The organism is Streptomyces sp. H51 (assembly GCF_035656535.1).
Taxonomy (GTDB): domain Bacteria; phylum Actinomycetota; class Actinomycetes; order Streptomycetales; family Streptomycetaceae; genus Streptomyces.
In genome coordinates this window covers 15,373-39,975 of record NZ_JAYMHD010000044.1, presented here as the reverse complement: position 1 = coordinate 39,975, position 24,603 = coordinate 15,373, and the positions used below count along the sequence as shown (strand labels likewise).

Here is a 24,603-nt window from a genome sequence, read left to right as displayed (position 1 = left end):
GATGGCTCTGAGGGGGCCAGTCGCCACGATGCAGCCTGGGCTCAACCCGACTCACCGAAGTCCAGGAGGCAGACATGGCGTATACCGCAGAAATCAGCCGCATCAATCCCGCTTGCATTATTTTCTTGGTGGACCGCTCTAATTCCATGGCGGATTCGATCGGCGGCAATGTCCCGCAGCCCAAGGCGGCGGTCGTAGCCGATGCCATCAACCGCCTCCTCTATGAGTTGACTATCAAATGCGCTAAAGAATCGGGAGTCCGTGACTATTTTCAGGTTGCGGTCATCGGGTATGGCCAGACTGTAGGATCCGCGTTCAGCGGTAAACTCGCGGATCGCGATCTCGTCCCCTTGTCTCAGATTGCAGACAACCCGGCCCGAGTGGATCAGCGCATCAAGAAGGTACCCGACGGGGCCGGCGGCCTCGTAGACACTGCTGTCAGTTTTCCCATTTGGCTGGAGCCGGTCACGGATGGGGGAACACCAATGAATCGCGCGTTGCAGTACGCAGAGAATTTGGTAGCGCGCTGGGTGGAAGAACATCCCGGCGGATTTCCCCCGATCGTACTCAACCTCACGGATGGCGAGTCCACAGACGGCGACCCTACCGACTCTGGCCATGCGATCTGCACCCATACCACGGCGGACGGTGCGGCACTTTTGTTCAACCTTCACGTATCTGCCGCTGGCGGCGAACCTGTCACGTTTCCTCACTCAGATGTTGCACTCCCCGACTCGCACTCACGCCTGCTGTTCGCAATGTCGAGCCAACTCCCCGGCCATATGCGTTCCTATGCGACGACGCTGGGCTATCGAGTAAGCGATGAAACTCGGGGATTTGTATACAACGCAGATATTAGTGCCGTAGTTCAGTTCCTCGACATTGGCACACGGTCCACGGACCTGCGATGAGTGTCAATTCTGCTACGGTGAGAACTCTAGTGATCCCTAAACATGGACACGCTGATGAGGAGTGTGAGGATTCCTACTTCGTTATTCCAACAGGTTCTCTCAGGGAGCCATGCTCCGGTCCCCTAGTAGCGGTTATTTCCGATGGGGCTTCGGAAAGCATGTTCGCTCGCACATGGTCCGGCATGATTGCCTGGCATGCTGCCCGCGGAAGCTACCGCGTGCCCGATACCCTCACGGGACCTGGCGCCAGTTTCCGCCACTGCATTACTCAGCTCGCAGGCCGCTGGAAAAATTGGGTTTGCAGCTACATTGAGCAACGTGTCTCTGAAGGCCGCCCGCTGCAGTGGTACGAGGAGGCGAAATTGGCCTCTGGAGCGTTCGCGACATTGTTGGCGTTGCGCCTTGATTACGGTTGCGCCATGCAGGTTCACGAGGGGGAGCAAGGTGGTTTCTGGAATGCTGCTGCTCTAGGTGACTCCTGCGTATTCCAAGTTCGAGGACAGCAGGTTATATCTCACTTCCCCATCAAGTCATCGGCCGACTTCGGAATATCACCAAGTCTCCTAGGGAGCAACGCCAATCCGGACCTCGTATGCCGGCGCACACTCTTCGATAATGGCCCGTTCAAGGAGGGCGACGAATTTTTTCTGATGACAGACGCCCTTGCAGCCTGGTTTCTTTCTGCTGTTGAGAACTCTTCTCCGAGCGAACTTGAAGGGATCTTGGATCAGCTACGGGTATTTAGCCGTACTGGCAATAGGTCGACATTTGCGACCTGGTTGTCGTCTTTGAGGGTGGCCGGCGTCCTGCGGAACGATGACATCACCTTCATGCGTATCTGTACCTCGGGGAGATCAGGTGATGGGAGCTCATGATGAAGCGGTGGATAAGAACGTAGTTCGGAGGTTTCCAACCGGCTCTCAGTACTCGACTGCCCTCCAAAACACGCAACTCTGCTTTCGTCATACTGATCTCAAGAATGCCAAGCCCGTACTGAACGCAATCGGCATGCCGAAACCTGTGTCCGGAAGTTCGGCTACTGTTTTTTCCCTTACCACTTCCGATGGGCGACGTATTGCGGTCAAGTGCTTCACAAGGCACGTGAGCGACCAAGAACACAGGTATCAAAAGATCAGTGAGCACCTCGCGCAGATCGACACTGAATCTTTGTCGCAACCTTGGAAAATGGGTTTTGAATACGTACCCGACGGAATTTTGATTGAAGGCGTTCGGTACCCCATTCTAAAGATGGATTGGGTGGAGGGGCTTCTTCTATCACAATGGCTAAGCATCCATCACCAGGATCAGGCATCCGTGATGGAAGTAGCTCGCAAATTTGAAGACCTCGCGCATGATCTCCATCGCAACAACATTGCTCATGGTGATTTGCAGCATGGAAATTTGCTAGTCGCCCAGGACCGCACGCTTCGCCTGGTGGATTATGACGGCTTGTTCGTGCCGGCACTATCTGGAGAACGCGGCAATGAAATCGGGCATCGAAACTACCAGTCTCCACGTCGGACACTCGATGATTTCGGCCCTGACATGGATAACTTCTCAGCATGGGTGATCCATGCTTCGCTTATCGCCGTGGCTGAAGATCCTACACTTTGGTCACAATTGCACGACGCCGATGGTGAATACTTGCTCCTGTCTGGAGATGACTTCTCGGATCCATCTAGCTCGACGCACTTTCCGGACCTCTTGCGTCATGCAAACCCTGTAGTCAACGCTTCTATGAGCCAGTTGAGTGCGCTATGTGAAAAGCGCCTAGCTGAGATTCCGCGACTCCATTGGAGCCAATCTTCTACCGACGTTGATACGGAACTACACGTCCCGAGCGAAGGTACTTCGGGAGACGTTGCGGATACGCAGCCGGGTAGGCCGTCTTGGCTGGATAGCCATCTTACTACGAACACCCTTGAGGCGAGTTTTTCTACCATATCCTTCCAAGGTTGGCATCTAAGGGAATTCCTACTTGCTCTGCTTGGGGTACTCACCGTTACCGCTCCGCTGATCATGGGAATGACTGGCTACCTACATTTCGGAGCCATCGTGCTCGGAGCGTTGACCATGTCGTCAGTGTTCTTCGTTCTATCTGCTGCCGCCCGTTTCAAGCGCGGCGAAATAAAAATGCTTCGCAACAATCAACGAAGCTTGGATCAGCTCCTTGCACTGAACGCTGAGACCGTGGCTAATTACGAGAAGGTCCACGAGGAGCGCGCTCGACTTATAGTCGATGAGCAAGGTGTGATCGAAAGAAACATTAGTCAGAACCAAGAGCTGACGAACCAACTTCATCAAAGTTATGCGCGAATCGAATCGGACAGGAAAGCGGCATCGGACGCACTGAAACAAGAGTTGCGCAACCTGAGAGATGAGAGGGATGCCGCTTTTGCAGAGAGACTGCGCCCGCTTCAGCAACCCTGGGTGCAGAAGAGATTGCCCTCTTTTCTGCTTTCCGAGGCGCATCTCTCTGGCATCACGTCGAAGCACATCTCTTCGCTGGCAGCACTTAATCTCCGTACTGCGGCAGATATCGTTGGGATCAAACGGGTTAAGGGAGGAGACGATGCCTTGCTCATGACAGGTGACGGGAGATGCGTAAAAGTACCTGGAGTCGGTCCAGTTAAGGCGGAGTCTCTCTACGCGTGGCACCAGGAGTGCGAAGAGACAGCGCGAGAGTCATGCCCTGTGAGCCTGCCTGCCGACGATGAGGCAGAGATTGAGGGCGCGTTCGAACCTCTATTTGCATCGGTTCTGGCCCGACAAACTGTAGTTGACCAGGAGGCCGAGCGTAGAAGGAGCGAAGCCCGGAAGGAACTAGCGGTTATCCGTACGCGTCTTGCGGATACACATCAGGAAAAATTGGCGGCCCTTCGAGCTCGAAGTGAAGACTTGGATCTTCTTCTTTCTGACATGCGCGCGAGTGCATCTGATGTATACCGTTTAAATCAATCGAAGACTCTACTGATGATGAGTGCGCGAAAGATCTCTTACTTGAGATACCTCCGTTTCCTGTACCTCAGATGACAGGCGGCGAAGAGGTGCAATTTTGACCGCTAAGCCTCACCGCCCACCGTGCACGAACTCGTTAGGTACTCGCAGACGGCGCCGGCGTATTCATTCAGCCGAGTGCCATACCGGGTATGAAGGCCACGAGGCCGGACAGGAAGCTGCCGATCGCGGCCAGCGTGACGAGGGTGGCCTTGCCGTCCGAGAACAGGCCGGAGCAGAACTCGCGTACTTGACGTCGAAGGATGAGCATCTTGAGCTTCTGCCAGCGGTGTTGGCGGATGTGGCAGCCCATGAGGAGACCAGTTGCGTTGTTCCGGCAACCGTCCTCACGGCCTCTGACAGGAGCACCGCACGTCACGGGCGCTTGGAAGAAGCACCAGACGACGACCAGTGCCGACAGGATCGCCACGATCGCCGGCCCTGCAGCCTTGTTGATCCATGCGGCGATCAGTAGCGCGGCGGCGATCACGCCCCACCACTGTCCCAAGCCGCCGAGCCGACTGCTTCTTGTCCTTGCCCCCGAAGTCGCCATGCCGTTCATGGTGACGTGACTTGGGTTGCTGCGTGCCGTTTCCTGGCCTCTTGACCGAAAAGGTTCTCAGCGCGTCTGGCGTGACGGCTTGTGGCCCTTGGAAACCCATTGGAGGCCGAGTAGGGCGCCCGCGAAAGCCTCGAAGCAGCCCCACGCGCCCTCACACCCACTCGACCTCGGAGTGAACGCTGGAAGAACTCCCAGGCCCCGGCAGTGGCGTCCTAGAGGCCACCTGCGCGCGCTGCTCCGGAGCCCGCTGCACGCCGAGCGCGCTCAACAGTGCCGCCACCTCTTCCTGTGTGACTTCCGCCACAGCGTCGGCAAGACGCTGCAGCGGGTCAGCACTCACGTCAGCGCCCGTTTCATCTGGTCGGAGCCGACTTCTTAACCGTCAGCGGCAGGAGCTTCTTGCCGCTCTGGCTCAGTTGTGGCCATGTGTCGAACTGCGGACACACGCCGCAGTCGAAGCAAGGGGTCCAGCGGCAGTCCTCGACCTCTGTTTCGTCGAGGGCGTCCTGCCAGTCCTCCCAGAGCCAGTCCTTGTCCAGTCCGGAGTCCAGGTGGTCCCAGGGGAGGACCTCCTCGTAGGTGCGCTCGCGGGTGGTGTACCAGTCGACGTCCACGCCGAAGGGGGCCAGCGCCTTGTCGGCGCAGCTCATCCAGCGGTCGTAGGAGAAGTGCTCGCGCCAGCCGTCGAAGCGGCCGCCGTCGTCGTAGACCGCGCGGATGACGGCGCCGATGCGGCGGTCGCCGCGGGAGAGCAGGCCCTCGACGATGCCGGGCTTGCCGTCGTGGTAGCGGAAGCCGATCGAGCGGCCGTACTTCTTGTCGCCGCGGATCTTGTCCCGGAGCTTGGCCAGGCGGTCGTCCGTCTCCTCGGCGGAGAGCTGGGGCGCCCACTGGAAGGGGGTGTGGGGCTTGGGGACGAAGCCGCCGATCGAGACCGTGCAGCGGATGTCGTTGGAGCCGGAGACCTCGCGGCCCTTGGCGATGACCCGCGTCGCCATGTCGGCGATCTGCAGGACGTCCTCGTCGGTCTCCGTCGGCAGGCCGCACATGAAGTACAGCTTCACCTGGCGCCAGCCGTTGCCGTAGGCGGTGGCGACGGTGCGGATCAGGTCGTCCTCGGAGACCATCTTGTTGATGACCCTGCGGATGCGTTCCGAGCCGCCCTCGGGGGCGAAGGTGAGGCCGGAGCGGCGGCCGTTGCGGGTCAGTTCGTTCGCCAGGTCGATGTTGAAGGCGTCCACACGGGTGGAGGGGAGGGAGAGGCCGATCTTGTCTTCCTCGTAGCGGTCCGCCAGGCCCTTGGCGATGTCGCCGATCTCCGAGTGGTCCGCGGAGGACAGGGAGAGGAGTCCGACCTCTTCGAAGCCGGTCGCCTTCAGGCCCTTGTCGACCATCTCGCCGATGCCGGTGATCGAGCGCTCGCGGACCGGGCGGGTGATCATGCCCGCCTGGCAGAAGCGGCAGCCGCGCGTGCAGCCGCGGAAGATCTCCACCGACATGCGCTCGTGGACGGTCTCGGCGAGCGGGACCAGGGGCTGCTTGGGGTACGGCCATTCGTCGAGGTCCATGACCGTGTGCTTGGACACGCGCCAGGGGACTCCCGACCGGTTGGGGACCACGCGGGCGATGCGGCCGTCGGGGAGGTACTCGACGTCGTAGAAGGCCGGGATGTACACCCCGCCGGTCTTCGCCAGGCGGAGCAGGACCTCCTCGCGGCCGCCGGGGCGGCCTTCCGCCTTCCACTCCTTGATGATCCGCGTCATGTCGAGCACGGCCTGCTCGCCGTCGCCGATGACCGCCGCGTCGATGAAGTCCGCGATCGGCTCGGGGTTGAACGCGGCGTGGCCGCCCGCGAGGACGATCGGGTCGTCGAGGGTGCGGTCCTTGGACTCCAGCGGGATGCCCGCCAGGTCCAGGGCCGTCAGCATGTTGGTGTAGCCGAGCTCCGTGGAGAAGGACAGGCCGAACACGTCGAAGGCCTTCACCGGGCGGTGGCTGTCCACCGTGAACTGCGGGACGCCGTGCTCCCGCATCAGCGCCTCCAGGTCCGGCCACACGCTGTAGGTGCGCTCGGCGAGGACGCCGTCCTGCTCGTTCAGGACCTCGTAGAGGATCATGACGCCCTGGTTGGGCAGGCCGACCTCGTAGGCGTCCGGGTACATCAGCGCCCAGCGGACGTCACAGGACTCCCACGGCTTGACCGTGGAGTTGAGCTCTCCGCCGACGTACTGGATCGGCTTCTGCACATGCGGGAGCAGAGCTTCGAGCTGCGGGAACACGGACTCGGCGGCCGCAGCGACTTCGGCAGACATCTCGCGAACCTTCGTGGGATGGAGCGGCAGGGACTGGACTGGCGTCAGCCGGCACTCGGAAGACCGTCGGACGGCTGACAGGGGTGACCATCTAGCCTAACGCGGTCGCCGGCCTTCCCCGTACGGTCAGAGGTCCGTCGCCCGCCGCATCAGCGTCCACAGTCCGGGCAGCCGGGTCTCGGCCGTCGCCGCGCGGTGCTCCTCGCGGCCGTAGAGGACCCCGTAGGTGAACGTGTTCTCCCCGGCCGCGTGGGCCACCGCGGCCAGCTCGCGCAGGGCCTGGCGGGCCATGACGCTGTCCTGGTGGTCGCCTAGCAGGCCCTGCAGTGCCTTCATGGACCTGGCCAGGTCGGACGCCGGGTCGCCCAGGGCCGCCACGGCCGCCTCCGCCGCGTACCGGGCCCGCTTGGCCTTCTTGCGGGCCTCGTGCAGGGCGAGGTCGCGGTCCTGGCCGGGCGGGAGCTCGATCGCCTGCTCGACGAGCGCCGCGACCTTGCCGAAGTCCTTGCGCACGGCCTTGGCGATCACCTTGGACGGCTTGCCGGAGGCCGCCGGGAGGAGGGGCGGGTCGTCGAGCAGTGCGTCCAGGGAGCCGAGGAGGGCGAGGTAGCGCGGTCCGTCCAGTACGGCGATCAGGCGCCGGCGCGACCCGCCGCGCCGGGCCTTCGCCCAGCGGCGCACGCGGGCGCGGACGGGGCCCGCGACGAGGTTGCCGGGCAGTTCGTCCAGGGCGGCGGTGAGGCGGTCGGTGAGCACTTCGTGGTCGCGGTCGACACCGAGTTCGCCGGCCAGCCACTTCAGCTCCTCGCCGACGGGGTCGGTGACGCCGCGGTCGAGGACCTTGCCGTAGGAGCGGAAGACGCTGCGCATCCGGCGGGTGGCGACGCGCATGCGGTGCACGGAGTCGTACGTGTCCAGCCGTACGGCCGGGTCGAGGGCGAGGACGGCCTCCCGCTGGGCCCGGAGGTAGGCCAGCACGTGGTCGCCTGCGGTGCGCGGGGCCTTCACGGGCCGCTGCTTGCCGCGCCGCTTCTTGCCGCCCTTTCCGTGCGGGGCGGTCTCCGCCAGCGCGCGGGCCAGCTTCGACGGGGACTCCGAGGGTCGTACGCCGGCGCCGCGCAGCCGTTTCTCGACCTGGTCGAGGAGGGCGGGGTCGCCGCCGTCGGCGAGTTCCACCTCGATCTCGGTCCACTGGGCGGCGCCGCCGTCGCCGGTGAGGCGTTCGGCGTGCACGGCGTCGGCACTGGCCTCGGCGAGCACGTGTCCTGCGGTGTCGACGAGGTGGCGCACGTCGCGGTGGGAGCGCAGCCGGACCACCGGGATCAGCTCGGCGTCGCGGGTGCGGGAGCGGACGAGCCCGAGGTGGCCGGGCGGGACGGTGTCGCTGAGCGGGGCCCTGATCTCGTCCCGGACGCCGGGGGCGACCGGGAGTTTCAGGTGCCAGCCCGCGTCGGAGCCGCCGGTGCGGCGGCGCAGGGTGATGGAGGCCGCGGCGAGGCGCTCGTCGGCGGTGTCGTAGTAGGTGGCGTCCAGGCTCACGACACCCTTGTCGATGACGGCCGCGACCCCGGCGACGCCGGTGAGGTCGGGCAGGCCGCTGTCGTCGGATTCGTACTTCCGCTCGATCTCGCGCTTTGTGTCCGCCATGCCCCGAATGTAGTGGGAGATGATCCCGGGCGGCAGGGTCTTTCGGGCACAGCGGTCCCGGTAGCGCCCCCGAAGGGGCGCGGGGAACTGCGTGACCGGCCGCGACGGTGCGGCGGACGATCGACGGCAGGGCGCGGCACTTCCATCGGTAGTTCCGGCGAAGCGCTCGGGGCGCAGCGCTCACGCCGACATGGGCCGCTGGACCTTGATCGACTGGAGCAGTCCGACCGCCACCCAGACCGCGAACATCGACGAGCCGCCGTAGGACACGAACGGCAGCGGCAGGCCGGTCACCGGCATGATGCCGAGGGTCATGCCGATGTTCTCGAAGGACTGGAAGGCGAACCAGGCGACGACGCCGGCGGCGACCACCGTGCCGTACAGCTCGGTCGAGTCGCGGGCGATGCGGCAGGCGCGCCACAGCACCACACCCAGCAGAACGATTATCAGGCCCGCGCCGACGAAGCCGAGTTCCTCCCCCGCGACGGTGAAGACGAAGTCCGTCTGCTGCTCGGGCACGAACTGGCCGGTGGTCTGCGAGCCGTGGAAGAGGCCGGCGCCGGTCAGTCCGCCGGAGCCGATCGCGATGCGGGCCTGGTTGGTGTTGTAGCCGACGCCCGCCGGGTCGAGGTCGGGGTTGGCGAAGGCGGCGAAGCGGTTGATCTGGTAGTCGTCCAGGATGTGCAGCTGCCAGACCGCGATCGCGCCGACGGCGCCGGCCGTGATCAGGCCGAACACCCAGCGGTTGGAGGCGCCGGAGGCGAGCAGCACGCCGAGGACGATGATGACCATCACCATGACCGAGCCGAGGTCGGGCATGAGCAGCACGATCAGTATCGGTACGGAGGCCAGTCCCAGGGACTGCAGCACGGTGCGGTGGTCGGGGTGCTGCCGGTCGCCCGCGTCGACCTGGGCCGCCAGCAGCATCGCCATGCCCAGGATGATCGTGATCTTCACGAACTCCGAGGGCTGGAGCGAGAATCCGCCGCCGAGGACGATCCAGGAGTGGGCGCCGTTGACGGTGGAGCCGAGCGGGGTGAGCACCAGCAGGATGAGGAGGACCGAGGCGCCGTAGAGGATGGGCACGGCCGTGCGCAGGACGCGGTGGCCGAGCCAGACGGTGCCGATCATCAGGGCGAGTCCGATGCCGGTGTTCATCAGGTGCCGGATCAGGAAGTAGTACGGGTCGCCCTGGTTGATCTCGTTGCGGTTGCGGGTCGCCGAGTAGACGAGGACGGAGCCGATCGCGGACAGCGTGAGGGCCGCCAGCAGTATCGGCCAGTCCAGGCGGCGGGTGACGGAGTCGCGGGCGAAGACGCGGGCCAGGCCCGCGCGTTCGGGACCGTATCCGGAGACGGAGAAGGTGTTGACTCCGGTCATGTGAGCATCCTCCGGCTTCCCTTCCCGCGCGGCCGCCTTCGGGTGTCGCGGTTGGTCGTGGTGGGCGAGGCCGTGGTCGCGCCGGGCTGGGTCCCGTCCGGCGCGGTCGTGCCCCGGTCGGTCGCCCGGAGGTCCTCGACCGGGTCCTTGGAGATCTTCGGGGAGGTGATCGCGCCGTCGGTCTTGATCTTCGGCAGGGCCTTCTGCGGGGTGGGCAGCAGCGCCTTCTTCTTGTCGACCGAGCCGTCGGACTGGACGCCGTACAGCGCGCTGTAGATGTTGCGCACGGCCTCGCCGGAGGCGCCGGAACCCGTACCGGCCTGGGCGATGGTCATGACGACCGTGTAGTCCTTGGAGTACGTGGCGAGCCAGGAGGTGGTCTGCTTGCCGTAGACCTCGGCGGTGCCGGTCTTGGCGTGCAGTTCGATCTGGTCCTGCGGCCAGCCGCCGAACTTCCAGGCGGCGGTACCGCGGGTGATGACGCCCGCGAGGGCGGCGTCCATGCCCTTGATCGTGGCCTTGCTGATCGGCAGCCTGCCCTGGGCCTTGGGCTTGATCTCCTGTACGGTCCTGCCGTCCGCGCTGATGACCGCCTTGCCGATGGTCGGCTGGTACATGGTGCCGCCGTTGGCGAGGGCGCCGTAGATCACGGCCTCCTGGATCGGCGTGACGAGGGTGTCGCCCTGGCCGATGGAGTAGTTGATCTCGTCACCGGCGCGCATCTTGTTGCCTTCGAGGCAGTTCTCGTAGGCGATCTGCTCGACGTAGGAGCCGTCCTTCTTGCCGGTCTTGCACCAGTAGCTCTTGTTGGCCTCCCAGAAGGCCTGCTTCCACTTGCGGTCCGGGACGCGGCCGGTGACCTCGTTGGGCAGGTCGATGCCGGTCTCCTTGCCGAGGCCGAACTGGTGGGCGGCCTTGAAGAAGTAGTCCTTGGCCTGGCCCTTCTTGGGGTTGATGCCGCCGTCCTTCTTCCACTCGTTGTGGGCGAGGCCGTAGAAGACGGTGTCGCAGGAGACCTCGAGGGCGCGGCCGAGCGAGATGGGGCCGAAGTTCTCGCCCTCGAAGTTCTTGAAGACCTGGCCGCCGACGGAGTAGGAGCTGGTGCAGGGGTAGCCGCCGTCCCACTCGTAGCCGGCCTCGACCGCGGCGGCGGTGGAGACCACCTTGAACGTCGAGCCGGGTGCGGACTGACCCTGTATGGCCCTGTTGATCAGCGGGTAGTCGGAGTTCTTGCCGGTGAGCTTCTTGTAGTCCTTGGCGGAGATGCCGCCGACCCACACGTTGGGGTCGTACGTCGGCGCGGACGCCATGGCGACGACGCGGCCGGTCTTGGCCTCCATCACGACGACGGCGCCGGAGTCGGCCTTGTAGTTGGTGCCGGTGATCTTGTCGAACTGCTGGCGGGCGACCTGCATCGCGCGGTCCAGCTCGTACTCGGCGACGCGCTGGACGCGGGCGTCGATGCTGGTGACGAGGTTGGAGCCGGGCTGGGCGGCGTCCGCCTCGGCCTTGCCGATGACGCGGCCGAGGTTGTCGACCTCGTAGCGGGTGACGCCGGCCTTGCCGCGCAGCACCTTGTCGTACTGGCGTTCCAGGCCGGAGCGGCCGACCTGGTCGGAGCGCAGGAAGGGCGAGTCGGTGTCCTGGGCCTTCTGGATCTCCTCGTCGGTGACCGGCGAGAGGTAGCCGAGGACCTGCGCGGTGTTGGACTTGCCGGGGCTCGCGTAGCGGCGGACGGCCTCGGGTTCGGCGGTGATGCCGGGGAAGTCCTCGGCGCGTTCGCGGATCTGCAGGGCCTGCCGGGGCGTGGCCTCGTCGGTGATGGGGATCGGCTGGTACGGCGAGCCGTTCCAGCACGGCTGCGGCGTCTTGGCGTCGCACAGCCGCACCTTCAGCATGACCTCCTCGGGGTCCATGCCGAGGACGCCGGCCAGCTTGGTGAGGACGGCCTTGCCGTCGTCCTTCATCTTCAGCAGGTCGGTGCGGGAGGCGGAGACCACGAGGCGGGTCTCGTTGTCGGCGAGCGGCACCCCGCGCGCGTCCAGGATCGAGCCGCGCACCGCGGGCTGGACGACCTGCTGGACGTGGTTGCCGGTGGCCTTCTTGGCGTATTCGGCGCCCTCGCGGATCTGCAGGTACCACAGGCGGCCGCCGAGGGTGCCGAGCAGGGAGAGGACCAGGATCTGGATGACGACGAGACGGATCTGGACGCGTGGGGTCCGTCCGGTCTCCGGGATGTTCGTCACGGTGGCTGTCTCCTCCTCTCAGTGCGTGTACGAATCGTGTACGACGGACCTGTGAGGCCCCGCGGCGGGCGATTGCCGTGTCGTCACAGCCGCTTGACCCCCTTGATACGGCCCACGCGCGTGGTGCGGGCACGGGCCTTGGTCTTCAGGCCGCCGAGGCCGCCGCGCTGCCCGCCGATCTTCAGGCCGGTGCCGGTGGAGATCCAGCCGGAGGAGATGTCGGCGCTCTTCTTGGCGGCGGAGGTGCTGTCGGCGAGCGGGTCGTTCTCGGCGCGCCGGGCCAGGGCCATGATCCCGGGGACCACGAACGGGGCGAGCAGCAGGTCGTACAGGGCCGCGGTGAACATCAGGCCGGGCAGGCCGACGTGGCGGGCGGCGGTGTCGCCGACCAGGGCGCCGACGCCCGCGTACAGCAGGGTCGAGCCGATCGCCGCGACGACCACGGTGAGCATGGGGCCGGTGGCGGACTTCAGCCGCCCGTTCTCCGGCTTCATCAGGCCGGCGCAGTAGCCGATGACGCACAGCACCAGGGCGTAGCGGCCGGCGGCGTGGTCGGCGGGCGGGGCGAGGTCGGCGAGCAGGCCGGCGCCGAAGCCGATCAGGGCGCCGCCGACGTGGCCGTAGACCATGGCGAGGCCGAGGACGGTGAGCAGCAGCAGGTCGGGGACGGCGCCGGGCAGGTGGAGGCGGGCGAGGACGCTCACCTGGATCACCAGGGCGACGGCCACGAGCACCGAGGCGAGCAGGATCCGGTTGACGCGCACGGGGAATCAGCTCCTACTGCTGGGACTGGCCGTCGGCGGGCGCGCCGGCTGACGGGGTGACCGTGACGGTGACCGTCGGCCTCGGGGTGGGCTTGGGCTTCTTCGGGAGCACCGTGTCGCGCGGGTCCTTCTTCGGGGCCTCAACGACGACGCCGACGACGTCGAGCTTGGTGAAGCTGACGTACGGCGTGACGTAGAGGGTGCGGGTGAGGCCGCCGCCGGAGGGGTCGACGCGGGAGACGACGCCGACCGGGACGCCGGGCACGAAGGGTTTGTCGGCCTGGGAGCCGAAGGTGGCCAGGCGGTCGCCCTTCTTCACCTCGGCCTTGCCGTTGAGGAGTTCGACGCGCATCGGGCGGTCGCCCTGCCCGGCGGCGAAGCCGAGTTCGTCGCTGTTCTCCATGCGGGCGCCGACGGTGAAGTCGGGGTCGTTGGCGAGCAGGACGGTGGAGGTGTCGGGGCCGACGGTGGTGACGCGTCCGACCAGGCCGTCGCCGTTGAGCACGGTCATGTCGCGTCTGATGCCGTCGTTGGCGCCGACGTCGATGGTGATGGTCCAGGAGAAGCCCTGGGCCGCCCCGATGGCGATGACCTCGGCGCCCTTGATGCCGTACTGGCCCTGGCCCGCGAGCTTCAGCATCTTGTCGAGCTGCTTCAGGCGGCTGCGGCCGCGGTCGTCGCTGCCGAGCTTCGCCTTGAGGGCCGCGTTCTCCTGCTCCAGCCGGGCGAGCCGGTCGTGCCGCTCACCGGAGTCCCGGATCGCGGAGACGGCGTTGCCGACCGGGTCGACCGCGGCGGACACGCCGTTCTCGATCGGGCCGAAGACGGTGGCCGCCGCCTGGCGGGCACCGTCGACCGGCGAGTCCTCTCCGCCGCGGATGTCCACCGTGATCAGCGCGAACGCGATGGCGATCAGCAGCACCAGGAGCAGCCGGCTCTCTCGTGTGTCCCTCACGTGCGGCGGCCGTGCCCTTCCTCATAGGAATGCGGGTGTTGGGAAATGTGATGGTGAATCGGGGCGAGCATATGCCTCTCGGCAACTGCCTCTATGTCAACTGCCTCTATATCAACGATCCGCCGCACGAGAGGAGATCGTCTCGTACGGCGGAATCGAAGAGGTGGGTCATCTGCGCGGCTGGGCGTCCAGCACCTGCTGGAGCGCCTCGAACTCCTCGACGCACTTGCCCGAGCCGAGCGCCACGCTGTCCAGCGGGTCCTCGGCGATGTGGATCGGCATGCCCGTCTCGCGGCGCAGCCGCTCGTCGAGCCCGCGCAGCAGGGCGCCGCCGCCGGTCAGCACGATGCCGCGGTCCATGATGTCGCCGGACAGTTCCGGCGGGCACTTGTCGAGGGTCGTCTTGACGGCGTCGACGATCGCGTTGACGGGCTCCTCGATCGCCTTGCGCACTTCGGCGGCGGAGATGACGACGGTCTTGGGCAGCCCGGAGACGAGGTCCCGGCCGCGGATCTCGGTGTGCTCGTCGGTGTCGAGGTCGTACGCCGAACCGATCGTGATCTTGATCTGTTCGGCCGTCCGCTCACCCAGCAGCAGCGAGTACTCCTTCTTGATGTGCTGGATGATCGCGTTGTCCAGTTCGTCGCCGGCGACGCGGATGGACTGGGCGGTGACGATGCCGCCGAGGGAGATCACCGCGACCTCCGTGGTGCCGCCGCCGATGTCCACGACCATGTTGCCCGTAGCCTCGTGGACCGGCAGGCCGGAGCCGATGGCCGCGGCCATGGGCTCCTCGATGATGTGCACCTGCCGGGCGCCGGCCTGGGACGACGCCTCGATGACGGCGCGGCGCTCGACGCCGGTGATGCCGGAGGGCACACAGACGACGACCCGCGGACGAGCCAGATACCTCCGCTTGTGGATCTTCAGGATGAAGTAGCGGAGCATCCGCTCGGTGATCTCGAAGTCGGCGATCACGCCGTCCTTCAGCGGACGCACGGCGACGATGTTGCCGGGCGTGCGCCCGATCATCTTCTTCGCTTCCGCACCGACCGCGAGAATGCCACCGGTGTTCGTGTTGATCGCGACGACGGACGGCTCGTTGAGTACGATCCCGCGACCCCTGACGTACACCAGCGTGTTGGCGGTCCCGAGGTCGACAGCCATGTCACGGCCGATGAACGACATTGAGTTCCCCATCAGGATTCGTCTGGCCTTCCTGGGAGCTTTTGAGGGCTTTTCAGGTCGGCGAAGCGGGTGCGGTGACGTGAAGGCTTACATCGTAGACGCGCCTTCGCGAACACTGCGGGAGGGTCTTCGCCATTGTCAGCAGATGATGCGCGGCTCCGCTTGTGGAGACGGGCGTTCGGGGGCACTCGTTCCCTCGAACGCCGCCGCGTATGCACGAGGGTGCGGGGCCGCGGCACCGCACCCTCCGCTGGTGCCGACGCAGGCGCCACGCGCGGAACACGCGTGGCGTTGCCCGCGGGACGCACGCGGCCTCGCGCGCCGGATGCGTGCCGGATGCGTGCCGGACGGGGCTGCGGGCGGGGCTGTGCGAGGGTTGCGCGGGGCTGTACGGGGTTACGCGCGGCCCGGGAAGAAGATCTTCACCTCGCGCTCGGCGGACTCCTCGGAGTCGGAGGCGTGGATCAGGTTCTCGCGGACGATGACGCCGTAGTCACCGCGGATGGAGCCCGGCGCGGCGGCGATCGGGTCGGTCGGGCCGGCCAGCTGCCGCAGCCCCTCGATGACCCGCTCGCCCTCGACGATCAGCGCGACGACCGGGCCGGAGGCCATGAACTGCACCAGCGGCTCGTAGAACGGCTTGCCCTTGTGCTCGCCGTAGTGCTGCTCCAGCGTCTCCTGGTCCAGGGTGCGCAGTTCCAGCGCGGTGATCTGCCAGCCGGCCTTGCGCTCGATGCGGCTGATGATCTCGCCGGTCAGGCCGCGACGGACGGCGTCGGGCTTGAGGAGGACGAGGGTGCGCTGGGTCACGGGAAGGCTCCTTAGTTCCTGCCAGGTGTGCGGTGGGACGAGGTTACAGGGCGTGTCCGGGCACCTGTCACACAGCGTCAGGGGTCGAGGAGTCCGACTGTGCCGCGAATCTCGCCTTCGCCTCGTCGATCTTCCGTCCGTAGTGCACCGACGCCCACCACAGGGCGGCGAAGACGGCGCCCAGGAAGAACATCGTCGGGACGGCGAACCCGGAGGCGATCAGGGCGGCCTGAAGGACCCAGCCCAGCACGACACCGCCCGGCCGGGTGACGAAGCCGCACAGCAGCAGGCACAGCAGCATCGCCACGCCGCTGACGGTCCACACGGTCGTCATGGACAGCCCGGGGTCCTTCATCGCGACCAGCCCGGCGAAGCCGATGACGAAGAACTCGCCGATCAGGGTCGAGGAACACAGCACGCGCACGGGGTCAGCCCCTTCCCAGGAGCAGTCGGGCCTCGCCGACGGTGATGACGGAGCCGGTGACGAGGACGCCGCCGCCCGCGAACTCGCCCTCCTCCTCGGCGAGCGTGATGGCGGCCTCCAGGGCGTCCGGCAGCCGCGGCTCGACCTGGACGCGCTCCTCGCCGAACACCTCGACGGCGATCGCGGCCAGCTCGTCCGCGTCCATGGCGCGGTGGCTGGAGTTCTGGGTGACGACGACCTCGGCGAAGATCGGCTCGAACGCCTCGAGCAGCCCGCGGACGTTCTTGTCGCCGCTCGCGCCGACCACGCCGATGAGCCGGCTGAAGTCGAACGCCTCCTGCACCGCCTCCGCGGTGACGCGGGCGCCCGCCGGGTTGTGGGCGGCGTCCAGGACGACGGTGGGCGAGCGCCGCACGACCTCCATGCGGCCCGGCGAGGATACGGCCGCGAACGCCTTGCGGACGGCGTCGATGTCCAGCGGCTCGGCGCGGGCGGCGCCGACGCCGAAGAACGCCTCGACGGCGGCGAGCGCCACGGCCGCGTTGTGCGCCTGGTGCGCGCCGTGCAGCGGCAGGTACACCTCGGCGTACTCGCCGCCCAGACCGCGCAGGGTGACCAGCTGCCCGCCGACGGCGACCTGCCGGGCGACGACGCCGAACTCCAGGCCCTCACGGGCCACGGTGGCGTCCACCTCGACGGCCTTCTTCAGCAGTACCTGCGCCGCGTCCACCGGCTGCTGGGCCATGATCACGGTCGCGTCCGGCTTGATGATGCCGGCCTTCTCACCGGCGATCTCGCCGGGCGTCCCGCCGAGCCGGTCGGTGTGGTCGAGGTCGATCGGCGTGACCACGGCGACGTCCCCGTCGATCACGTTGGTGGCGTCCCAGCTGCCGCCCATGCCGACCTCGACGACGGCCACGTCGACGGGCGCGTCGGCGAACGCGGCGTAGGCCATGCCCGTGAGCACCTCGAAGAACGACAGGCGGTACTCCTGCTGGGCGTCGACCATCTCGACGTAGGGCTTGATGTCCCGGTAGGTCTCGATGAACCGCTCGGCGGAGACCGGGGCGCCGTCCAGGCTGATCCGCTCGGTGATCGACTGGACGTGCGGCGAGGTGTAGCGGCCGGTGCGCAGTTCGAAGGCGCCGAGCAGGGCCTCGATCATGCGGGCGGTGGAGGTCTTGCCGTTGGTGCCGGTGATGTGGATCGACGGGTACGACCGCTGCGGCTCGCCCAGCACGTCCATCAGCGCGGAGATACGGCTGACCGAGGGCTCCAGCTTGGTCTCGCCCCAGCGGGTGGCGAGCTCCGCCTCGACCTCCCGGAGCGCCTTGTCCACCTCGGGGTCCTCCGGGCGCGCGGGCACGTCGGCCTGCGGCGGGCCGCCCTGGGTGCGCAGGGTGCGGCTGCCGGCCTCGATCACGGCGAGATCGGGGTCGCGGTCGGTCTCGGCGTCGATGATCTCGTCGAAGGGATCGCTCTCACTCACGCGGCCAGTCTACGGAGCCCCGGAGGCGAAGTCGGCGCTGCCTCGGGGTGCCGCGCACCGGAGCGGGCCCCCGGGGCAGCGGATACCCGGGAGGCAGGGCGGCCGCGACGAGGGACGCCGGGCAGGAGACGCGGGACGCCGGGCAGGAGACGCGGGACGCCGGAACGAGCGGGAGCCCCCTGCCTCGGAGGGGCAGGGGGCTCCGGTACGGCACTCGGTGCTCAGGACTGCGGCAGGCGCTCCAGCTGGGCCTCGATCCGGGCGATGTCCTCCTCGGCCTTGGCCAGCCGGGTGCGGATCTTGTCCACGACGGGCTCCGGGGCCTTGGCGAGGAACGCCTCGTTGCCCAGCTTGGCCTCGGCCTGCTGGCGCTCCTTCTGCGCCGCGGCCAGGTCCTTCGCCAGCCGCTTGCGCTCGGCGGCCACGTCGATCGTGCCGGAGAGGTCGAGGGCGACCTCGGCGCCGGCGACCGGCAGGGTGGCCGTGGCCGTGAAGTCCTCGCCCTCGGGCTGCAGGCGCAGCAGCTGGCGGATGGCGGCCTCGTGCGGGGCGAGGGCCGTGCCGTCCAGGGTCAGCCGGGCCGGCACCCGCTGGCCGGGCTGGAGGCCCTGGTCGGCGCGGAAGCGGCGGACCTCGGTGATGACCGACTGCAGGCTCTCGATCTCCCGCTCGGCGTCGGCGTCCCGGAAGCCTCCGTCGGCCGGCCACTCGGCGATGACGACGGACTCGCCGCCGGTCAGCGTCGTCCACAGGGTCTCGGTGACGAAGGGGACGACGGGGTGCAGCAGCCGCAGGGTGACGTCCAGGACCTCGCCGAGGACCCGCTTGCTGACCTCGGCCGCCTCGCCGCCCGCCTGGAACGTCGTCTTGGACAGCTCGACGTACCAGTCGAAGACCTCGTCCCAGGCGAAGTGGAAGAGGGCGTCGGAGAGCTTGGCGAACTGGTAGTCGTCGTAGTACGCGTCGACTTCGGCGACGACGGAGTTCAGGCGGGAGAGGATCCAGCGGTCGGTGGCCGACATCTTCTCCGGCGCCGGCAGCGGGCCGTCCACCGTCGCGCCGTTCATCAGGGCGAACCGGGTGGCGTTCCAGATCTTGTTGGCGAAGTTGCGGGAGCCCTGGACCCAGTCCTCGCCGATCGGGACGTCGACGCCCGGGTTGGCGCCGCGCGCGAGGGTGAACCGCAGCGCGTCGGAACCGTACTTGTCCATCCAGTCCAGCGGATTGACCGCGTTGCCGAAGGACTTGGACATCTTCTTGCCGAACTGGTCGCGGACCATGCCGTGCAGGGCGATGGTGTGGAACGGCGGGGTGCCGTCCATCGCGTACAGGCCGAACATCATCATCCGGGCGACCCAGAAGAAGAGGATGTCGTAGCCGGTGACCAGGACGGAGTTCGGGTAGAACTTCGCGAGCGACTCGGTGCGTTCGGGCCAGCCGAGGGTGGAGAAGGGCCAAAGGCCGGAGGAGAACCAGGTGTCGAGGACGTCGGTGTCCTGGCGCCAGCCCTCGCCGGCCGGCGGCTGCTCGTCGGGGCCGACGCAGACGACCTCGCCGTCCGGGCCGTACCAGACCGGGATGCGGTGGCCCCACCACAGCTGGCGCGAGATGCACCAGTCGTGGAGGTTGTCGACCCAGTCGAAGTACCGCTTCTCCATCTCCTGCGGGTGGATCTTGACCTTGCCCTCGCGGACGGCGTCACCGGCCGCCTTCGCCAGCGGGCCGACCTTGACCCACCACTGCATGGACAGGCGCGGCTCGATGGTGGTCTTGCAGCGCGAGCAGTGCCCGACGGAGTGGACGTAGGGCCGCTTCTCGGCGACGATCCGGCCCTCGGCGCGCAGCGCGGCGACGATGGCGGAGCGGGCCTCCAGCCGGTCCAGGCCCTGGAAGGGGCCGTGGGCGGTGATGACGGCGTGCTCGTCCATGACCGTCAGGGACGGCAGGCCGTGGCGCTGCCCGATCTCGAAGTCGTTCGGGTCGTGGGCCGGGGTGACCTTGACGGCACCCGTGCCGAACTCGGGGTCGACGTGGGTGTCGGCGACGACCGGGATGGAGCGGTCGGTCAGCGGCAGCCTGATGAGCTTGCCGACCAGATGGCGGTAGCGCTCGTCGTCGGGGTGGACGGCGACGGCGGTGTCGCCCAGCATCGTCTCGGCACGGGTGGTGGCGACGACGATGGAGTCGTCCCCGTCCCCGTACTTCATGCTGACCAGCTCGCCGTCGTCGTCCTGGTACTCCACCTCGATGTCGGAGATGGCCGTCAGGCAGCGCGGGCACCAGTTGATGATGCGTTCGGCGCGGTAGATCAGCTCGTCGTCGTAGAGCCGCTTGAAGATGGTCTGGACGGCCCGGGAGAGCCCCTCGTCCATGGTGAAGCGCTCACGGGACCAGGCGACGCCGTCGCCGAGGCGGCGCATCTGGCCGCTGATCTGGCCGCCGGACTCGGCCTTCCACTGCCAGACGCGCTCGACGAAGGCTTCCCGCCCGAGGTCGTGGCGGGACTTGCCCTCCTTGCCCAGCTCGCGCTCGACGACGTTCTGCGTGGCGATGCCGGCGTGGTCCATGCCGGGCTGCCACAGCGTCTCGTGGCCCTGCATGCGCTTGCGGCGGGTCAGCGCGTCGATGAGCGTGTGCTCGAAGGCGTGCCCGAGGTGCAGGCTGCCGGTGACGTTCGGCGGTGGGATGACGATGGTGTACGGCGGCTTGTCGCTCTTGGCGTCCGCCTCGAAGTAGCCCCGCTCCACCCAGCGCTCGTACAGCGGCCCCTCTACGTCGGCCGGCGCGTACTGGGTCGGCAGTTCGGTCTCGGGCGCTGGTGGCTGCTGCTGAGCGTTCTCGGTCACGGGCTCAGTTTAGGGGCCTGCCACTCCCGTCCGTGAACGCGTTTCGTACCGGCATCCCGCAGCCCACCACGAAAGAACATGACCACACAGCCCGCATCCCTGTCACCACAAGGCTACTATCTGCACACAAAACCCTTTTGGCATGAGCACACAATGGGAGATAGCCTGATGAAGCGCCACTTGGCCGTCACGCTCGGCTTGACGGCCGTCGGTGTACTGATCGCCGCGACGCCTGCACAGGCCAACACAGACGCCTGGGAGGAATGCAGCGCACCCTACCTGGCCGGCACTAGCGGGGTGGTCATAGGAGCGGTAGGCGGCGGCAACGAGAACATCACGAGCTCGACACACCTCGACGATGTCCAACTGTACGTGAAGGACACTCGCGCGGACGGTCATCACGTGGCCATCAGGTTGGTCACACGACGCTTCAACGGAACAGACCACTACTGGTCGTGGCATCACCTCTACGCCGGCGCAGGTACCAGCGATTCCTGGCTGACCAGCGCCACCGACTCCGGCGGCATCAAGCTGGTGTGGCGAGAGATAGCAGTCATGGAAGGAGACTCGATAGTGGGCAACTGCATCACCAAACCGCAAGCGACCTGAGCATCGTGGCTCGATAGTTGCCGGGCAGGTTCCTCGGATGTGTTTGTGACGCGACTGCCCGTGGGCCGATCAGCGGCGTTGACAGCTCGCCCGGATCGCTCACGGGCATTGTCACGAAGCGGGCTCAATTCGGGAGTATCTGGTAAACGGTGGCATGGCCGGGAACCGCGGACCAACGAACCCGGGTCAAGATGTCAGACGACATGAACGTCTGGAGGGGGAACCCAGAAATGAGCTACAACCAGCCGGGCCCGTACGGCGGGCAGCCTCAGCAGCCCGGGCCGTACGGCCAGCCGGGCCCCTACGGCCAGCAGCCGCAGGCCCCCCAGCCCGGCTATGGCTACCCCCAGCAGCCGCCGCAGGGGCAGCCCGGCTACGGGTACCCCCAGCAGCCCCCGCAGGGCATGCCGCCGCAGGGCATGCCCCAGCAGCCGGGCCCGTACGGCCAGCAGCCGCAGTACGGTCAGCAGCCGCCGTACGGCCAGCCCCCCTACGGCATGCCCCAGCCGCCGGTGCCGGGCGGTGGGAAGAAGAAGACCGGCCTGATCATCGGCGCGGTGGCGGTCGTGGCGGCGATCGCGGTGGGCGCGGCCGTCCTGATCGGCTCGAGCGGCGGCGGCAGCGGCTCGGACGTCGCCGACGACGGCCCGCACAAGCTGACGACGCCGGACACGGTACTCGGCGAGTACAAGAAAGCCGACAGCGGCAGCGGCAGTATGACGAAAGACGACCTCAACGACGCCGAGTCCTGGGGCGTTAAGGACGCCAAGGACGTCAGCGCGTCCTACGCGGTCACCAACGAGAGCAACCCGCTGGGCGGCAAGATGATCTCGTTCGGCGGCGTCTACGGCACCATCGACGACCCGGAGACGGCCGTCGACGGGTTCTTCGCCTTCATGAAGAAGGACTCCAAGGACCAGGACGTCACCTTCGTCGGCGACCCGAAGGAGTACAAGCCCAGTTCGCTGGACGGGGCGGTGCTGAAATGCCAGGACGCCAAGGTGCCGAATTCCGGCACGACGACCGCGGCTAAGGAGATGAGTGTGACCTACTGCGTCTGGGGCGACCACAGCACGCTCGGCTTCGTGATGCCCATGGAGTACGCGGACATCGCCGCGGGCAAGGCGGCCGACCCCGCGAAGGCGGCGGAGACGACGGCCAAGTTCCGCAGTGAGGTCCGCGTCAAGGCCTGACGCGGCAGCCGCCGTACGGCGGCGGCAGGTGCCACACGGCGAAGGGGCCCCGGTCGACCGGGGCCCCTTCGCCGTGTCTGCGCTGGGTGCGGGACGGCTGTCAGGCCGTCTTCTGCTCTCCCGGTCCCCGGCCGCGGGCGTCCCTCGGGATCAGGGTCGGGTTCACGTTGGAGTGGACGACGTCCGCCGTGATGACGACGCGGGCGACGTCCTTGCGGGACGGGACCTCGTACATCACGGACATGAGGACTTCCTCCATGATGGCGCGCAGGCCGCGGGCGCCGGTCTGGCGGAGGATGGCCTGGTCGGCGATGGCCTCCAGCGCCTCGCGTTCGAAGTCCAGCTCCACGCCGTCGAGTTCGAACAGGCGCTGGTACTGCTTGACGAGGGCGTTGCGCGGTTCGACCAGGATCTGCAGGAGGGCCTCGCGGTCCAGGTTGTGGACCGAGGTGATGACGGGCAGGCGGCCGATGAACTCGGGGATCATGCCGAACTTGACCAGGTCCTCGGGCATGACGTCCTCGAACTGGTCCTTGGCCTCCAGCTCGCGCTTGGAGCGGATCGTCGCGCCGAAGCCGATGCCCTTGGCGCCCGCCCGGGACTCGATGATCTTCTCCAGGCCGGCGAACGCGCCGCCCACGATGAACAGGACGTTCGTCGTGTCGATCTGGATGAACTCCTGGTGCGGGTGCTTGCGGCCGCCCTGCGGCGGGACCGAGGCCGTGGTGCCCTCCAGAATCTTCAGCAGGGCCTGCTGGACGCCCTCGCCGGAGACGTCGCGGGTGATCGACGGGTTCTCGCTCTTGCGGGCGACCTTGTCGATCTCGTCGATGTAGATGATGCCCGTCTCGGCCTTCTTGACGTCGTAGTCGGCCGCCTGGATCAGCTTCAGCAGGATGTTCTCGACGTCCTCGCCGACGTACCCGGCCTCCGTCAGCGCCGTGGCGTCGGCGATCGCGAACGGGACGTTCAGCATGCGCGCCAGCGTCTGGGCGAGGAGGGTCTTGCCGGAGCCAGTGGGGCCCAGCAGCAGGATGTTGGACTTGGCCAGCTCGATCGCGTCGTCACGGCCGCTGCCGCCGCCGTTCTCGCCGGCCTGGACGCGCTTGTAGTGGTTGTAGACCGCCACGGACAGGGCCTTCTTCGCGGCTTCCTGGCCGACGACGTAGCCCTCGAGGAACTCGTAGATCTCACGCGGCTTGGGGAGCTCCTCCCAGCGCACCTCGCTGGTCTCGGCGAGCTCCTCCTCGATGATCTCGTTGCAGAGATCGATGCACTCGTCGCAGATGTACACACCAGGCCCTGCGATGAGCTTCTTGACCTGCTTCTGGCTCTTGCCGCAGAACGAGCACTTGAGCAGATCGCCGCCGTCACCGATGCGTGCCACGGTGTGCTTCCCCTTCGCCTGGGAGACGCCTGGACGTTGAGAGTCCAGCGGCTCCTGGTGCTGCCTTATGTCGACGGTACCTTGCCGAGCCCCCCGTCCGGGCCCCCCTTGGCACGGTTCACTTGGACGTGACCGTGCCAAGGAGCGGCAGACAATACAGCCTCCGCGTCAGCGGACGGACGCGTTGTTCATCTTCCGGGTCGAGATGATCTGGTCGATCAGGCCGTACGACAGGGCGTCCTCGGCCGTGAGGATCTTGTCGCGCTCGATGTCCTCGCGGATCTTCTCGATCGGCGTGGTGGAGTGCTTGGCCAGCATCTCCTCCAGCTGCGAGCGCATCCGCAGGATCTCGTTGGCCGCGATCTCCAGGTCGGAGACCTGGCCGCGGCCGGTCTCGCTGTAGGGCTGGTGGATCAGCACCCGGGCGTTCGGCAGCGCCATGCGCTTGCCGGGCGTGCCGGCGGCCAGCAGGACGGCCGCGGCGGAGGCCGCCTGGCCCATGCAGACCGTCTGGATGTCCGGCTTCACGAACTGCATCGTGTCGTAGATGGCCGTGAGCGCGGTGAAGGAGCCGCCGGGGCTGTTGATGTAGACCGAGATGTCCCGGTCGGGGTCCATCGACTCCAGGCACAGCAGCTGCGCCATGACGTCGTTGGCGGAGGCGTCGTCGATCTGCACGCCGAGGAAGATCACCCGCTCCTCGAACAGCTTCGCGTACGGGTCGTACTCGCGGATGCCCTGCGAGGTGCGCTCGACGAAGCGCGGGATGACGTACCGGGACTCGGCGACGGGCGCCGTGAGCTCGGCTCGTGCGCGGTCGTACAGGCCGCTGCCGGGGAAGTCGTTCACTGTCTGTCTCCTAGGGGCTGAGGCGGTCGGCTGG

General features: G+C 67.0%; 19 protein-coding genes. 5 read left to right on the top strand and 14 right to left on the bottom strand.

Annotation, left to right across the window (positions count from 1 at the left end):
- The first annotated feature begins 74 nt into the window (after positions 1–74).
- From VKA29_RS13045 to VKA29_RS13035, 3 genes are all read left to right on the top strand, one after another.
- Entirely contained in the window at positions 75–911 is an 837-nt protein-coding gene (locus tag VKA29_RS13045; RefSeq protein WP_324785624.1) for a vWA domain-containing protein, read from the top strand.
- 158 nt (positions 912–1,069) lie between these two features.
- Positions 1,070–1,786 (top strand): hypothetical protein, encoded by a 717-nt coding sequence (locus VKA29_RS13040; RefSeq protein ID WP_324785623.1) that lies wholly within the window; start codon positions 1,070–1,072, stop codon positions 1,784–1,786.
- Positions 1,787–2,012: 226 nt separating this feature from the next.
- Complete coding sequence (locus VKA29_RS13035) at positions 2,013–3,944, top strand: hypothetical protein (RefSeq protein ID WP_324785621.1); 1,932 nt, start codon at positions 2,013–2,015, stop codon at positions 3,942–3,944.
- A 94-nt stretch (positions 3,945–4,038) separates the two neighbouring features.
- Here VKA29_RS13035 and VKA29_RS13030 read toward each other — a convergent pair whose 3' ends face one another.
- From VKA29_RS13030 to VKA29_RS12975, 12 genes are all read right to left on the bottom strand, one after another.
- The gene (locus VKA29_RS13030) at positions 4,039–4,398 is read right to left on the bottom strand and encodes a hypothetical protein (protein WP_324785620.1); all 360 of its coding nucleotides are present in this window, start codon (positions 4,396–4,398) and stop codon (positions 4,039–4,041) included.
- Positions 4,399–4,823: 425 nt separating this feature from the next.
- Complete coding sequence (locus VKA29_RS13025; protein ID WP_324785619.1) at positions 4,824–6,782, bottom strand: TIGR03960 family B12-binding radical SAM protein; 1,959 nt, start codon at positions 6,780–6,782, stop codon at positions 4,824–4,826.
- A gap of 126 nt (positions 6,783–6,908) precedes the next feature.
- Entirely contained in the window at positions 6,909–8,429 is a 1,521-nt protein-coding gene (locus tag VKA29_RS13020; protein WP_324785618.1) for a CYTH and CHAD domain-containing protein, read from the bottom strand.
- Positions 8,430–8,609: 180 nt separating this feature from the next.
- A complete protein-coding gene (rodA, locus tag VKA29_RS13015; RefSeq protein ID WP_324785617.1) occupies positions 8,610–9,809 on the bottom strand; it encodes a rod shape-determining protein RodA in 1,200 nt (399 codons plus the stop codon).
- The gene (gene mrdA, locus VKA29_RS13010) at positions 9,806–12,055 is read right to left on the bottom strand and encodes a penicillin-binding protein 2 (protein ID WP_324785616.1); all 2,250 of its coding nucleotides are present in this window, start codon (positions 12,053–12,055) and stop codon (positions 9,806–9,808) included. The genes rodA and mrdA overlap by 4 nt, the downstream gene beginning before the upstream one ends.
- Positions 12,056–12,138: 83 nt before the next feature.
- Positions 12,139–12,819 carry a rod shape-determining protein MreD gene (gene mreD / locus VKA29_RS13005; RefSeq protein WP_324785614.1) on the bottom strand — a complete coding sequence of 227 codons (681 nt, stop codon included), beginning with the start codon at positions 12,817–12,819 and terminating at the stop codon, positions 12,139–12,141.
- A 13-nt stretch (positions 12,820–12,832) separates the two neighbouring features.
- Positions 12,833–13,774 carry a rod shape-determining protein MreC gene (gene mreC / locus VKA29_RS13000; RefSeq protein ID WP_324785613.1) on the bottom strand — a complete coding sequence of 314 codons (942 nt, stop codon included), beginning with the start codon at positions 13,772–13,774 and terminating at the stop codon, positions 12,833–12,835.
- Positions 13,775–13,942: 168 nt separating this feature from the next.
- Positions 13,943–14,962 (bottom strand): rod shape-determining protein, encoded by a 1,020-nt coding sequence (locus tag VKA29_RS12995; RefSeq protein ID WP_006133575.1) that lies wholly within the window; start codon positions 14,960–14,962, stop codon positions 13,943–13,945.
- 396 nt (positions 14,963–15,358) lie between these two features.
- Positions 15,359–15,772, bottom strand: coding sequence for a nucleoside-diphosphate kinase (ndk, locus tag VKA29_RS12990; protein WP_324785610.1), 414 nt, complete (start codon positions 15,770–15,772; stop codon positions 15,359–15,361).
- A 67-nt stretch (positions 15,773–15,839) separates the two neighbouring features.
- Entirely contained in the window at positions 15,840–16,196 is a 357-nt protein-coding gene (locus tag VKA29_RS12985; protein WP_324785609.1) for a DUF4233 domain-containing protein, read from the bottom strand.
- Positions 16,197–16,200: 4 nt separating this feature from the next.
- Complete coding sequence (gene folC, locus VKA29_RS12980) at positions 16,201–17,685, bottom strand: bifunctional tetrahydrofolate synthase/dihydrofolate synthase (protein WP_324785607.1); 1,485 nt, start codon at positions 17,683–17,685, stop codon at positions 16,201–16,203.
- Between the two features lie 221 nt (positions 17,686–17,906).
- Positions 17,907–20,531 (bottom strand): valine--tRNA ligase, encoded by a 2,625-nt coding sequence (locus VKA29_RS12975; protein WP_324785605.1) that lies wholly within the window; start codon positions 20,529–20,531, stop codon positions 17,907–17,909.
- Positions 20,532–20,609: 78 nt separating this feature from the next.
- Here VKA29_RS12975 and VKA29_RS12970 point away from each other — a divergent pair, with 78 nt between their 5' ends.
- Together VKA29_RS12970 and VKA29_RS12965 are read left to right on the top strand one after the other, a co-directional pair.
- Positions 20,610–21,140, top strand: coding sequence for a hypothetical protein (locus VKA29_RS12970; RefSeq protein ID WP_324785603.1), 531 nt, complete (start codon positions 20,610–20,612; stop codon positions 21,138–21,140).
- 230 nt (positions 21,141–21,370) lie between these two features.
- Positions 21,371–22,333 carry a hypothetical protein gene (locus VKA29_RS12965; RefSeq protein ID WP_324785602.1) on the top strand — a complete coding sequence of 321 codons (963 nt, stop codon included), beginning with the start codon at positions 21,371–21,373 and terminating at the stop codon, positions 22,331–22,333.
- A 100-nt stretch (positions 22,334–22,433) separates the two neighbouring features.
- Here VKA29_RS12965 and clpX read toward each other — a convergent pair whose 3' ends face one another.
- Positions 22,434–23,720, bottom strand: coding sequence for an ATP-dependent Clp protease ATP-binding subunit ClpX (clpX, locus tag VKA29_RS12960; RefSeq protein ID WP_324785601.1), 1,287 nt, complete (start codon positions 23,718–23,720; stop codon positions 22,434–22,436).
- Between the two features lie 168 nt (positions 23,721–23,888).
- On the bottom strand, positions 23,889–24,569 hold the full coding sequence (locus tag VKA29_RS12955; protein ID WP_324785600.1) for an ATP-dependent Clp protease proteolytic subunit: 681 nt from the start codon (positions 24,567–24,569) through the stop codon (positions 23,889–23,891).
- Positions 24,570–24,603 lie beyond the last annotated feature (34 nt).